Raw genomic sequence first — 12,634 nt, 5'->3', positions numbered from 1 at the left:
ATGGCCCTGGCCGCCGCCACGCGCGCCCTCGCCGGCGGCGGCCCCACCCTCCCGTCCGGCACGACCGTCTCCTTCGTACCGGGCCGGAGCCGGGACGGCGGGACAGCGACGTGCCGCCTGCCGTCGGACTGCGAGGCGAACGCGCGGAAGCGGCGATCGCTCGCTCGAGGTCGCGACGTTCCTCCGGCACCCGGGCCAGAAACTGGGCGGTGCTGCGCCCCGGTGGCCGCCCCACCGCCTCCCCACTGGCCCGCCCGGGCAACTTGGTCGCCGGCCGGCAACGGGGGGCGGCCGGTGGTCGGGGGTCGCGGTCGGTGGTCGGGGACGGCCTCTGGTCCCGATGGGCGCATCCCGCAGGCGCAGGGGGGTGGGGCTGGCCAGGCTGAGGCGAGGCCGCACGGGGCGATCGCGCTCCGAGGGTCGATCCATCAGCCGGAGAAAGGCCTGCACCGTGCCGGAAGCCGAGATCGAATCCAGCACCACGAGACTGCTGCGGCCACGTCCGTGGCCCGCGATACGCGCCGTGGGCGCGGCGAGTGCCCTGGCCGTCGGCTGGGCGACGTTCGCGGTGCCCGTACCTGCCGCCGCGGCGGCCACGGTCCGGGCTCCGGGGGCCGTGGCCGATGTGCGGGCTTCGGGTTCCGTCCTCTACGACCAGCCGGGATCGGTCCAGGAGCTCACCGTTCCGGAGGGGGTGGAGCAGGTGACCATCTCCCTGTGGGGAGCGGGCGGTCCGGGCGGCGGTGGAGGGGGCGGTGGTGGCGGTGCGGGCGGGGGCGCGGGTGAGAGCGGCTCGTCGGGCGCGGGCGGAGGAGGGGGCGGCAGCGGAGGTGGCGGCGGCGGAGGCCAGGGCGGCCAGGCGGGAGCCTTCGTCACATGCACAGTTCCTGTCTTCCGGATTCCCGATGTGCCGGCCGTTCTCGTCATCGCCGTCGGTAGCCCCGTGGAGGAGCGCGGGGGCGGAGCCGGCGGCTCAGGTGGCCGCGGAGGCGTGGGCAACAACTCCGACGGCACCAACGGGAGCAGCGGCTCCAGGGGCGGCCAGGACCGACCGCCGGGGATTCTGGCGGCAACCCGCGTCACCTTGGAGGGCGACCTCCTCGGCGGCTTCGGCCCGGTCGCCGTCGCGGCGGGCGGGGGCGGCGGGACGGCGGGCGGAGCAGGCTCCGGCGGTACCGGAGGGGACGGCGCCGGCGCGTTCCTGGAGGGCCCGGGCACGGGCGAGCCCGGGGGCGGCGGAGGCAGCGCGGGCAGTGGCACGCCCGAAGGGCCCGGACCCCTGAACGAGTCCATCTGCGGTGGGGGCGACAACCGGATTGTTTCCGGCACTGCGGGCGGAGACGGTCAGGCGGGCACCGCCGGACAGCGTGGGGTCAACGGGAACGGCGCGATCATCAATGTCGGCCCCGGCACGGGCGGCGGCGGGAGGCTCGGAGGCGCCGCAGGCAGCGGAGGCGCGGGCGGCGCGGCCACGGCGTCGGGCGGCCGTGCCTTCGGTGCGGGCGGCGCGGGTGGATCCGGCGGCTACGGCGGGAACAGCGGCTACGGCGGCAACGGCGGGCCGCCGGAGAGCGGAGGCGCGGGCCAGACCGGCGCAGGGGGTTCCGTGGGCACGGCGGGCAGCCCCGGAGCGGTACTCGTCGAGTGGTGAGCCTCTGAAGCACGCCGGCCGAGATCTTGTGCCGGGCGTGGGACGGGGGCCGGTCGGTGACCGTCTCCCGCACGGTTCCGCCCGGCCGGACCGATCCCGATGTGCACGCCGCGTCCCGGCCGGGCCCTGCGCCCCGGCCGGGACGGTATGCGTCATCAGCGACAAGGCGTGCGCCCGCAGCGGCTGCTCCAGGCACAACGACCCGGCAGCCGTTGGACGCGAGGGCCCAGGACGGTCGGTCGCCCGAAGGGCGCGACGGGCTTCGTCGTGACCCTGGCCCAGGCTGGCGAACCTTGCCGCCGGCTTGAGAACAAGGGCCGGCGACCGGGTACGGATGCCTTGACCCACAGCAGCGGTCACCATCGGATTCTCAGTTGAATGGAGCCTGACCATGGCGAACGTCCCCGCCGACCGCCGTTATGCCCGCACCGGAGAGTGGGCCCGCTGGGAGGCCGACGGCTCCGTCGCAGTCGGCTTCTCCGCTCCCCTGGCGAAGGAGGACTCGAGGGACGACATGCTCGTGCTCGGGCTCCCGGAGGTGGGCCGCACCATCAGCGCCGGGGAGGAGGTCGAGTCCTGGGAGTCGGTCCTACGTGCCGGGTACTACTACAACCCGGTCGGCGGCCAGGTCACGGCAGTCAACGAGCAGGTTTCGGACGACCCCGGCGACGTCAGCTTCGACCCGTACGGGACATGGATCTTCAAACTCAAGCCGTCCAGCCGCACCGACTTCGACGATCTCTATGACGCCGCCGCGTATACGGCTTCCATCGCCGAGTAACCGCGGTGCGGAGCCCGGCCCGGGTAGCCGATGGCGAAACTCCATGACATCCGCACGGAGGTGGCTGCGTCGCTCGCCGCGGGGGAAGACCACCTCTCGATCGGAAAGAAGTCAGAGCGGGCGGACCGGGCCGACCGGGCCGACCGGGCGGGCGGCGAGCAGGTCGTCGAGGCCGACGATCCGGTAACCGCGCCGACGCAGGCCGGTGATCACCTCGGGCAGGGCCGCGACGGTCTGCGAACGGTCGCCCCCGCCGTCGTGCATCAGCACCACCGAACCCGGCCCGGCCCCGCGCAGCACCCGCTCCGCGACGACCCCGGAGCCGGGCCGCGACCAGTCCCTCGCGTCGACGTCCCAGAGCACCGTGGTGAGGCCCGACCCGGCCACCGCCGTGAGGAGTTCCGGGCTGCGGCCACCGTACGGGGGGCGCAGCCAGCGTGGCGGGCGGGCGGTGGTCCCGCAGGCGCGGGCGAGGGTGTCGCCGGTGAAGCCGAGCTGCTCGCGGAGCCCGATCGGGCCGAGGTCCGGCAGGTAGGCGTGGGACCAGCTGTGGTTGCCCAGGGTGTGGCCCTCGGCGGCGATCCGGCGGACGACCCCGGGGTGGGCGAGGGCGTGCAGGCCGATGCAGAAGAACGCGGCGGGGGCGTCGTACCGGGCGAGCACGTCCAGCACCTGCGGGGTGTACTCCGGGTGCGGGCCGTCGTCGAAGGTCAGCGCCACCAGCGGGGCGGCTCCCCCGCCTCCCGCCAACAGCAGCCCCCGTCCGGCGAGTTCACGCTCGACCGGACCGCTGGCCGCCTCCGCGGCGGCGATCCCGTCCTCGCGGCCGGCCATGGTCCAGCCGTCCGGCGGCAGCGCCGTCAGCGCCTCGGGGCGGGAGCGGCCGAGCGCGGCCAGGGAGCGCGCCGTCGTCCGACCGTCGGTCAGCAGCGGCGGGTCGGCCCGGAGGACGGGTATGCCGAGGGCGGCGAGCGGGGCGTCCATGATGCCGTTGGCGCTGTCGAGGACCACCGCGAAGCCGTCCGGCGACTCCCCCGCCAGCTCGGCCAACCGCGCCAACGGGCCTTCCAGGCCACAGAGTTCGTACACCTCGTCCACCCCGGACGGCCCCTCCTCGACGCCCGCCACGGCGATCCGGTAGCCGTCACGCGTCAGACCCACACCTGCGAACCGCACTGTGCTGCGCCTCCCTTGGTCCGTTCAGGGCCGGCGGGACGGCCGCGGCCCGCTGCGGACGGCCGCCGACGACGGCGGGCCGCCACGGACCGCTGCGGGCATCCTCGGCATCCACCCGGCGCGCACCCCGATCGGCGGGCTGCCCAGATCATACGGACGCGGGGCCTCCGCGACGACGGGTACGGCAGGCAGCTTCCGGCCGAGGGGGCGGGGGCCGGGAGCGGAAGGCCCGGTACCGGTTAGGGTCGGGGCCATGCCTGCTCCTGCCTCCGCCCCCACCCTGCGCCCCGCCACCCGCGCCGACCTGCCCACCGTCCTGGCCCTGCTGGCGGACGAGGACCGGGCGGTGGACCCGGCGACCGTCGTCGTGACGGAGGCGTACGAGCGCGCCTTCCACGCGATCGACACCGACCCGCGCAACGAGATGCTCGTCCTGGCGGACGCGGACGGCACCGTGGTCGGCTGTCTCCAGGCGACCTACATTCCGGGCCTCGGCAAAGGGGGTGCCGAGCGGGCACTGCTCGAAGCGGTGCGGATCCGCGCGGACCGGCGCGGGGACGGCCTCGGCCGCGTCCTGATGGAACTCGCGATCGCCAGGGCCCGTTCGCGCGGCTGCGCGCTGGTCCAGCTGACCAGCAACAAGCAGCGCGGGGCCGCGCACCGCTTCTACGCCGGGCTGGGCTTCACCCGCAGCCACGACGGGTTCAAGCTCGCGCTCTGAGGCCGGTGCGCAGTGCGCGGGAGTCCGTCCGGCGTGCCGGGGGAAGGCCGGCCGCCGGGGAAACGGCAGCGGAGCGGCCGGTTCCGGCCAGGCCGGGGCGGGGCGCAGCGGGCGCGGTGGGGCGGCCGGTACCGGTGCGGGGGCGGGCGTGGCGGGGCGGGCCGCCGGGGGCGGGTGGGGCGGCGGACGGCCGTCGCGCGAACGGCCGACGGCGGACCGGGCGGCCCGTGCCGGGGGCCTGTGCCACCGCCCGGCGCGCCCCTACGATGTGAGCGCCGTCGGGCCTGACCCCCGACCCCGTCACTGCCGGCCGGACTCCGGGCCGCGCCGGTCCTCCCTGAGGGGCCGTCGCCCCGTCGGCCGCCGCGCGTAGGCCCCGCCGGGGCCACGGGCGGAGCAGCAGTGCGGGCAGCACCGCGCAGGCCACCCGTGATCTCCTCACCGTCCAAGGGGTATGCCCATGCACGCCGGTACCTTCGCGCCACCGGTCAGACCCGTCGGCGGCGCCCGCGCCGTCCGCGCCCTGCTCCTCGTCCTCGCCGTGCTGGCGGCCCTGGTGGGCGTCAGCCTCCCGGCGGCCGGCCCGGCCCACGCCGCGGTGCCCGACCGCTGGGGCTTCGCCTACCTCGACATCCCGAACCCGCCGCCGGGCTACGTCCCGGATCCCAGCCGCCAGTGGGGCAGTTGGCCCACTCCGGCCGCCAACCCGGTGAAGGTCGACCAGGTCGGCACCGGCTCCTACGTGGTGCACTTCCCGCTGATCGCCGGGCCCGGCGGCATCGCGCACGTGACGGCCGTCGGCCGCACCGGCAGCTGGTGCCAGGTCCGGGGCTGGGGCACCGCCGGCACCGGCCAGGACGTCGCCGTGGGCTGCTACCGCCCGGGCGGCGCGCCCGAGGACACCCGGTTCACCGTCCTCTACACCACCAGCAGCGGCGTGCCGTCCCCGCCCGCCGGCAGCTACGGCTACGTGTTCGCCAACCCCACCGGGTCGGTGGTCACCCAGTACAACTCGGCCGGCGGCACCGACACGGTGGGCCCCGGGGGCACCGGGATCTGGAAGGTCTGGCTGCCCGGTCTGGGCCAGGCGACCCCGGTCGGCAACCTCCAGGTCACCGCCGTGGACGCGGCGGCCGGCGCCCGCTGCAAGGTCGCCGACTGGTCGCCCGCCGCCACCGGCCAGACCGTCGTGGTCGCCTGCTTCAACGCGGGCAACGCGCCGTACAACACCCGCTGGACGCTGAGCTACTCGGAGAAGCGGGCCGTGCACGGCCCGGCCCTGCCGCCCAACTCCTTCGGTTACCTGTGGTTCAACGGCGGTCTCCCCCCGGGCACCAACTACAACTCCTCCGGGGCCGTCAACACCCTCACCGGTTCGGTGCCCTACACCGTCAACCTGCCGAACATCGCGGTACCCTCGGACACCGCCCAGGTCACGGCCTTCGGCCCCGGCCCGGACTACTGCGGGCTGGCCACTCCCTGGGGCCGCAGCGCCGGCACGGTGAACCTGTTCGCGCTGTGCTTCAACGGCTCGGGATCGCCGATCGCGGCCCGCTTCTTCACCGCCTACACCTCGGCGTTCTAGCGGCGCCGACGGCCGGGCGCGCGACGACGGTCGCGTGCCCGGCCGTGTGCCACGTCGTGTGCCCGGTCGTGTGCCCGGTCGCGTGCCCGGTCGCGTGCCCGGTCGCGTGCCCGACGATGGTCGCGTGCCCGGTCGGGAGGCCGGTCAGAAGAGCCGGTGCCCCTTCACCCAGACCGTCCCACGGCCGTCCGGCCGGATGTAGCGGAGCTTCTTGACGCCCTCGTACTTGTGACCGAGGGCGGCGACGGTGAAGCCGAGGACGAAGCCCAGGGTGCTCAGCAGGAACAGCAGGCCGACCACGGCCGCCCCGCTGTCGTCGTTCTCGTCGGACGTCTGGCCGCCCAGGTGGACCAGCATCGGGACCGTCACCAGTAGGGACAGCAGGAGCAGCCAGCCGACCGCGATGTAGACGCGCTTCTTCAGCCGGGCCTTGGCCAGGCTCTCCACCGTGATGCTCATGGTGCGCCGGCAGCGGTGGCAGGTGAAGGGCATCACCTCGTCGCCCTCCCGTGGCCGCGACGGCCCGCCGGGCGCCCCGGAGCCGAGGCTCCACCGGACCGTGGTCGAGGCGAGGTCGGCCTGGATGCTCACCCGGCACCCGATGGTCGCCGCGTACCGCTCGTGCAAGGACAACTGCCCCACCCGCCATCCTGTCGCCGGCCCGCGCCTGCCGGGGGGGCGGCCGCCAGGCTACCGCGCCCGGCACCGGCCGGGAAACGGTTCGCGAATCACCGACTCCCGTTCGTTGTCGGCGAGTTGAACGCGATCGACGGGCGTCCCCGCGGCGGACCGGTCCGGCCTCAGCTCCGGGTGAAGGTGCCGAGGCCGTCGTGGTCGAGCTGCTCGACGACCACGGTGGCGGCCTTCCCGTCCGCCCCCACGGCGAACGTCACCCCGGACAGCCCGGCGGCGTTCTCGCCCCGGGTCCGGAAGCTGAACACGTCACCGTCGTAGTGCTGGAGCGGGAAGCGCAGATTGTCCGGCCCCAGGCTCATCACCAGCCCGCCGCCGTCCCCGGAACTCACCGTCATCGGACCGAAGTAGTTGTTGCCGTAGGTGCCGAGGTAGGCGCTGTCCGGCTTCGCCGGGGCGGCTCCGGCCGGTGGGGCGGCGTAGTCGGTCGGCGAGGCCGGGCTCTGGGCGGCGGCGGGCACCACCTTGCCCATGAAGCCCAGCCAGTCGACCGTCTCGTGACCGTACTGGGCGAGGTCGAAGAACTCCTCGGCCACCGCCTCGGGGACGCCGGAGGGCTGGCCGTTGGTCAGGACCACGATTCCCAGCTGCTCGGACGGCAGCAGGGTCACCACGGTCGCCGCACCCAGCGAGAAGGCACCGGAGTGGTTCAGCCGCAGCCGGCCCTCGGGGTCGTAGCTGACGTTCCAGCCCAGGCCGTAGAAGCCGGTCCGGCCGGCGGGCGCGGTGGTCCGGCTGGAGACGGTCTGGGGCAGCCGGGTCTCGTTCAGTCCCGCCGGGTCGACGATCTGCTTGCCCTCGAAGGTGCCGTCGGCCAGCTGCAGCCTCATCCACCGGCCGAGGTCCCGCACGGTGGAGCTCACCCCGCCGGCCGGGGCCTGCGGGTCGGGGTTCTCGGTGGTGCTGACCTGCCAGCCGGCGGCGTCACGCACGTGCGGCGTCGCCTTGTTAGCCGCGCTGTCGTAGGCGGACCGCAGGGAGCTGGTGGAGTCCATCCCCAGCGGCTTGTAGAGCACGTCCGCCGCGAGGTCCTCCCAGGCCACCCCCTTGGCCTTGGCCACGGCCACGGCGGCCTCGGTCAGACCGTAGTTGGTGTAGGCGTAGCTGGCCCGGAACGGCGCCAGCTCGTGCTCCCGGAGGTGCTGCAGGATGTAGTCGCGCTGGTAGCCGAGGTCCTCCAGCAGGTCGCCGGCGTGGTCCGGCAGGCCGCTGCGGTGGGCGAACAGGTCGGCGATCGTCACCTGGCTGCTCACCCAGGGGTCGGCCAGGGCGAAGCCGGGGTCGTGGGCGGTGACCGGGTCGTCCCACTTGACCACCTTCTGGCCGACCACCCCGGCGACCACGGTGGAGGCGATCGGCTTGGAGACCGAGGCGAGCTGGAACACTGTGTCCGGGTCCACCGCCTCCGGCTTGCCGAGCTGCCTGACGCCCAGGCCCTTGGCGTGGATCACCTTGTCCTTGTACACGACGGCGAGGGCCAGCCCCGGCACCCCGGTCTTCGCCAGGGCGTTCTGCGCGTAGCCGTCGATCCGGGCCACGGCGGCGTTCACCTGGTCCTCGGTCAGCTCGGCCGGGGGCTGCCGCGGCGGCGCGGTGGCCGGGGCGGACGCCCCGGTCGTGGACGGGCCGCCGGAGGACGGGCCGCCGGTGGACGGGGAAGCGGGGTTCGTGGAGGCGGAGCCCGCGGAAGCGGGGCTCGTGGGGGCGGGTTCGGGATCGCCGCCGGAGGCCGAGGCGCATCCGCCGAGCAGCGGGACGCCCAGCAGTAGACCGGCCGCCAGCAGGGGTGCGGCGCCGCGCGGCACCGGGCGGGCCGGGGTCCGGCCGGGTCCGGCGGTCCGCCGGGGTGCGCCGTGACGATGCATCGGGGTCCTCCCTCGTCCGGGCGGCGCGGCCCGCATTCGGCGGCGCCGCCGTCCGCCTCACGGCGCGAGTATTCGACGGCCCGTGCGGCGGCCGGCCCCGCCGCGCGCCCGGGGGCACGCAATCCACCCGTCCGGCGGCGCGGGCCGACGGGAGCGGAGGTGAACGCCGACGAGGGAAGGGGCGGAGACGAGGGAAGGGGGCAGGCGGCCCGGTCCCGGTCACCTGCCGGACAGCAGCTCGCGGATCAGGCGGACCAGGGCCGGGACCGACGGGTGCGGCGGCGTGTCGGCGCGCCGGGCCAGGAACAGCGGCACCGGCGGGGCGTCGGCGAGCGGCCGGTAGGCGATCATCGGGTGGCTGTGCAGCCGGGGGGTCGCCGAGGTCGAGACGCCGACGGCGCGGCCCCCGGCGATGGCGGTGAGCCACTCGTCGGTGTTGTCGACCTCGATCGTCGCCGGGGGGCGGGCGGCGGCCGGCCAGAGGTCGAGGGTGGTGGTGCCGGCGACCGTGTTCAGTACGACCGGCCGGGCGGCGAGGTCCGCGAGGGTGAGGGTGGCCCGCCCGGCGAGTTCGCTGTCCGCGGGGACGGCCGCCACCCGCTCCTCCTCCAGCAGCAGTTCGGTGACCAGTCCGGGTTCGGTGACCTCGCCCCGCAGCAGGGCGACATCGCACCGACCCCGGGCGAGGCCGGCGGTGCGGTCGTCGATCCGGCGGAGTTCGAGCGGCCGGCCCGGATGTTCCCGGTCCCAGCGGCGCAGCAGGGGCACGGTGTACTCACCGAGGGCGGGCCAGGGGTGGCCGAGGCGCAGCGGGAGGACGGTCAGGGCACGGGGGTCGAGGGCCGCGTCGACGGCGGCGAGGGCGGCGGCGGCCCGGTCCCGGAAGGCCCGGCCGGCGGCGGTCAGCTCCAGGTGGTGGGTGGAGCGGTCGACCAGGCGGGTGCCCAGGTGGTCCTCCAGCTGGCGCAGGGTGCGGGACAGGGCGGGCTGGCCGGTGTGCAGGCGAACCGCGGCGCGGGTGATCGTCCCTTCCTCGGCGATGGCGAGGAAGGCTCGCAGGTGGCGCAGCTCGATGGTCATGCCCGGGGAGCATAACCGCCGTTGGATCGGCATTTCACGCGCCGGGGGCGGATTCCTAGCGTGGAGGGCATGACGAGTACGACGAGCATGACGAACACGAGTTCAGGGGTCACGACGGCGGGGGCGCCGCCGGGATTCGCGGCCGGCCGCCGGGCGGGCGGCGGACTCCGGGCTGGGGGCGGGCGCTTCCGGACGGTGACCGCGCCCGCCCGGGTGGGCAGTTCCACCGGTGTCGGCATGGTGCTGGCCGGCACGGTCTCGGTGCAGTTCGGCTCCGCCGTCGCCGCCCTGCTGTTCCCCCGGGCCGGCGCCCTGGGCACGGTGGCGCTGCGGGTGACGATCACGGCCGTGCTGCTGCTCGCCGTCTGCCGGCCCCGGCTGCGCGGGTACGGCCGGGCGGACTGGACCGTCGCGGGCGCCTACGGCGTCGCGCTCGGCGGGATGAACATCCTCTTCTACCAGGCGATCGACCGGATCCCGCTCGGCCCGGCGGTGACCCTGGAGGTGCTCGGGCCGCTGCTGATGTCGGTCGTCGCAGCCCGGCGCGCGGCCGGCCTGCTGTGGGCCGGGCCGGCGTTCGTGGGCGTCCTGCTGCTCGGTCGGGACGGCTTCGACCGGCTCGACCCGGCCGGTGCCGGGTTCGCGCTCGGCGCGGGCGCGATGTGCGCCGCCTACATCCTGCTCGGCGCCCGGGCCGGGCGGCGCTTCCCCGGGTTGGACGGGCTCGCGGTGGCGATGGCCGTGGCCGCGCTGATGAGCCTGCCGCTGGGGATCGGCTCGGCCGGCGCCACCCTGCTGGAACCCGGGGTGCTGGGGCTCGGGCTGGCGGTGGCGCTGCTGTCCTCGGGGCTTCCGTACACGCTGGAACTGCTGGCGCTGCGCCGGCTGTCCGCGCCGGCCTTCGCCGTTCTGACCGGGCTGGCCCCGGCGGTCGGGGCGCTGGCCGGATTCCTGGTGCTGGGGCAGGAACTGTCGGCGGCCCAGGGCCTGGCGGTGGTCCTGGTGGTGGCGGCCGGCTGGGGCGCGGTCCGGGCGGGCACCCCGAGGCCGCCGCGCGGACGCCGCGCCCGCCCGCACCGCCGGGGCGCGACCCGGCGCGGGTGACGGACGGGGGGACGGGGGGACGGGGGGACGGGAAGCGGACCGGTCGCCACGATCGGCCCGTCTCCACGATCGGCCGTCGCCACGATCGGCCCTTCGCCCGCCGAACGCGGGATCGACGGAAGGACCACCCGGACGCCGCGAGGCGTACGAACTGCGCCAGTCCGATGGTTCGGATCCGGCCGAATTCCCCGCACCGCCCCCGGAGCGCCCGTACGCCTGCCATGCTCACCAGCGGCAATGCGCTCCGAGTAATCGGAGCGTCACACACCGTTGACGAGAGTCCGGGTGGGCACGTGCAGTACTCGATCAGCGCGGCGGCGTTCGTCGCGATCGTCATCATGATCCGCCTCCGGCGCCGGACCGAGGCCCGCAGCCGGGGCGACGAGGCGTTCACCGTGTTCAGCAGCATCGTGCTCGGCGTCCTGATCGCCGGCACGGGCTGGGGACACGCGATCCTCCAGCTCGTCGGCGTGGTCACCCGGGCCACCCAGTGACCGGGGCGGAGGACGGTTGACCGGACGCCGAACTCCCGTACGCCACCGCAGGCGTGGCCGCCGGGTACCGGGCGACGGGGTCACCTGGCTGGTGGGCGCGGCAGTGGCGGTCACGGTCCTGCGCTGGCTGACGGCGCACTGGTGGCTGCTCGTCCTCGCCGCCGTCGCGACCGCCGCCGCGGTGGCGGCCACGGCGCACCGGCGGCTCCGCGCGGCGCGCGAACAGCGTTTGCACGCCGCACGGTTGCGACTGGCGCTCACCGGTCCGGGCGGCCTCGACCGGCTGGCACCGGACGCCTTCGAGTACGCGGTGCGCGACCTGCTGGAGCGGGACGGCTGCCGCTCGCGCAGGATCGGCGGCGCGAACGACCGGGGCGTGGACGTCCTCGCCGAGGACCCGACGGGCCGCCGCTGGGCGGTGCAGTGCAAGCACAAACAGGACCCCGTCGGCGGCAGACCGGTGGGCGTCGGTGTCCTCTACACGCTCGCCGGCACCTACCGGCGCAGCCACGGCGCCCATGTCGCCGTCGTCGTCACCAACGGCCGCTTCTCCCGCGAGGCCCTCAAGTGGGGGGCCGAGCACGGCATCCTGCTCGTCGACCGGCCCTCACTGGCCCGCTGGGCCGGGGGCGGCCGCCCGCTGTGGGAGGTCCTGCCCCGCGTCCCTGGCCCCCGGGAGGGCCGCCACCGCTGACCGCGACGACCACGACCGCCGACCGCCGACCGTGGGGCGGTGTCGCGGCCGGACGGGCTCTGGCAGGATCGGCCGGATGGAGAACGGCGAGGGGACGGGGCCCCGGCTGGTCGTCGGGGCGGGGTACGCGCTGTACCGGGGACCGCTCGCGGACAGCCACACCCATCGGCACGCGGCCTTCCAGGTCGCCTTCACGCCCGGGGCGGCCGACCCCGTGCCCATGGTGACGGCCACCGACGGGGACGGGGTGCGGCACCGCGGTGCCGCGCTGGTGGTGGCACCGATGGCACGCCACCGGATGGAGCCGATCCGGGAGTTGGTGACCTACTTCATCGACCCGCACTGTGCGTTCGCCGACCGGCTGCGGGCCCCCGGCGGCGCGGGCATCACGGTGGCGCCGCAGTGGCGCGGCCTGCGGGAGGAGCAGGTCCGCCACGCCGGGGCGCTGCCCTCGGCCCGGGTCGACCCCCGGCTGCGCGCGGCGATGGAGGCCGCCGGCAACGACGCCGTCCCGCTGGCCGGTCTGGCGTTGCGGGTCGGGCTCTCCCCGCAACGCCTCCGGGCGCTGGCGCAGGAGCAGTTGGGCCTGCCGCTGGCACGCTGGCGGATCTGGCGGCGGCTGGCCCGCGCGGCCGACGCGCTGCGCGCGGGCAGCACCCCGGCCGAGGCCGCCCTCCTCGGCGGCTTCGCGGACCAGGCGCACTTCGGCCGCCGGATGCGGGAGATGACGGGACTGACGCCCGCCGCGATGCTCCCGGCCCTGCGCCCGGGGAGGGGACCGGGCCGGTGA

Annotated in this window: 11 protein-coding genes; 7 read left to right on the top strand and 4 right to left on the bottom strand. The window is 75.7% G+C overall.

Annotated features, from left to right (window positions below; all coding sequences use genetic code 11):
* Positions 1–2,042 precede the first annotated feature (2,042 nt).
* The gene (locus tag SM793_RS23620; protein ID WP_320440277.1) at positions 2,043–2,432 is read left to right on the top strand and encodes a glycine cleavage system protein H; all 390 of its coding nucleotides are present in this window, start codon (positions 2,043–2,045) and stop codon (positions 2,430–2,432) included.
* 111 nt (positions 2,433–2,543) lie between these two features.
* Here SM793_RS23620 and SM793_RS23615 read toward each other — a convergent pair whose 3' ends face one another.
* Positions 2,544–3,593, bottom strand: a complete 1,050-nt coding sequence (locus tag SM793_RS23615; protein WP_320440276.1) for a polysaccharide deacetylase family protein — start codon at positions 3,591–3,593, stop codon at positions 2,544–2,546.
* A gap of 268 nt (positions 3,594–3,861) precedes the next feature.
* Here SM793_RS23615 and SM793_RS23610 point away from each other — a divergent pair, with 268 nt between their 5' ends.
* Both SM793_RS23610 and SM793_RS23605 read left to right on the top strand, forming a co-directional pair.
* On the top strand, positions 3,862–4,329 hold the full coding sequence (locus tag SM793_RS23610; protein WP_320440275.1) for a GNAT family N-acetyltransferase: 468 nt from the start codon (positions 3,862–3,864) through the stop codon (positions 4,327–4,329).
* Between the two features lie 460 nt (positions 4,330–4,789).
* Positions 4,790–5,914, top strand: coding sequence for a hypothetical protein (locus SM793_RS23605; protein WP_320440274.1), 1,125 nt, complete (start codon positions 4,790–4,792; stop codon positions 5,912–5,914).
* A 144-nt stretch (positions 5,915–6,058) separates the two neighbouring features.
* Here the strand turns inward: SM793_RS23605 and SM793_RS23600 are convergent, their stop codons facing one another.
* From SM793_RS23600 to SM793_RS23590, 3 genes are all read right to left on the bottom strand, one after another.
* The gene (locus SM793_RS23600) at positions 6,059–6,556 is read right to left on the bottom strand and encodes a hypothetical protein (protein ID WP_320440273.1); all 498 of its coding nucleotides are present in this window, start codon (positions 6,554–6,556) and stop codon (positions 6,059–6,061) included.
* A gap of 158 nt (positions 6,557–6,714) precedes the next feature.
* Positions 6,715–8,472, bottom strand: coding sequence for a serine hydrolase (locus tag SM793_RS23595; protein ID WP_320440272.1), 1,758 nt, complete (start codon positions 8,470–8,472; stop codon positions 6,715–6,717).
* A 219-nt stretch (positions 8,473–8,691) separates the two neighbouring features.
* Complete coding sequence (locus SM793_RS23590) at positions 8,692–9,552, bottom strand: LysR family transcriptional regulator (RefSeq protein ID WP_320440271.1); 861 nt, start codon at positions 9,550–9,552, stop codon at positions 8,692–8,694.
* 69 nt (positions 9,553–9,621) lie between these two features.
* Here SM793_RS23590 and SM793_RS23585 point away from each other — a divergent pair, with 69 nt between their 5' ends.
* The 4 genes from SM793_RS23585 (at position 9,622) to SM793_RS23570 (ending at position 12,634) form a co-directional block, all read left to right on the top strand.
* Positions 9,622–10,656: an EamA family transporter gene (locus SM793_RS23585; RefSeq protein WP_320440270.1), complete on the top strand. Its 1,035-nt coding sequence runs from the start codon at positions 9,622–9,624 to the stop codon at positions 10,654–10,656.
* A gap of 293 nt (positions 10,657–10,949) precedes the next feature.
* Complete coding sequence (locus SM793_RS23580) at positions 10,950–11,150, top strand: hypothetical protein (RefSeq protein WP_320440269.1); 201 nt, start codon at positions 10,950–10,952, stop codon at positions 11,148–11,150.
* A gap of 103 nt (positions 11,151–11,253) precedes the next feature.
* Positions 11,254–11,844, top strand: coding sequence for a restriction endonuclease (locus SM793_RS23575; protein ID WP_320440268.1), 591 nt, complete (start codon positions 11,254–11,256; stop codon positions 11,842–11,844).
* A gap of 76 nt (positions 11,845–11,920) precedes the next feature.
* Positions 11,921–12,634: an AraC family transcriptional regulator gene (locus SM793_RS23570; protein WP_320440267.1), complete on the top strand. Its 714-nt coding sequence runs from the start codon at positions 11,921–11,923 to the stop codon at positions 12,632–12,634.

It is taken from the genome of Kitasatospora purpeofusca, assembly GCF_034043715.1.
GTDB classification, from domain to species: Bacteria; Actinomycetota; Actinomycetes; order Streptomycetales; family Streptomycetaceae; genus Kitasatospora; species Kitasatospora purpeofusca_A.
This window is presented reverse-complemented; position numbering and strand designations above follow the sequence as displayed.

Coding starts and splice junctions, on each gene's coding strand:
- SM793_RS23620 (WP_320440277.1), top strand. CDS start 2,043: ATGGCGAACGTCCCCGCCGACCGCCGTTATGCCCGCACCGGAGAGTGG.
- SM793_RS23610 (WP_320440275.1), top strand. CDS start 3,862: ATGCCTGCTCCTGCCTCCGCCCCCACCCTGCGCCCCGCCACCCGCGCC.
- SM793_RS23605 (WP_320440274.1), top strand. CDS start 4,790: ATGCACGCCGGTACCTTCGCGCCACCGGTCAGACCCGTCGGCGGCGCC.
- SM793_RS23595 (WP_320440272.1), bottom strand. CDS start 8,472: ATGCATCGTCACGGCGCACCCCGGCGGACCGCCGGACCCGGCCGGACC.
- SM793_RS23590 (WP_320440271.1), bottom strand. CDS start 9,552: ATGACCATCGAGCTGCGCCACCTGCGAGCCTTCCTCGCCATCGCCGAG.
- SM793_RS23585 (WP_320440270.1), top strand. CDS start 9,622: ATGACGAGTACGACGAGCATGACGAACACGAGTTCAGGGGTCACGACG.
- SM793_RS23570 (WP_320440267.1), top strand. CDS start 11,921: ATGGAGAACGGCGAGGGGACGGGGCCCCGGCTGGTCGTCGGGGCGGGG.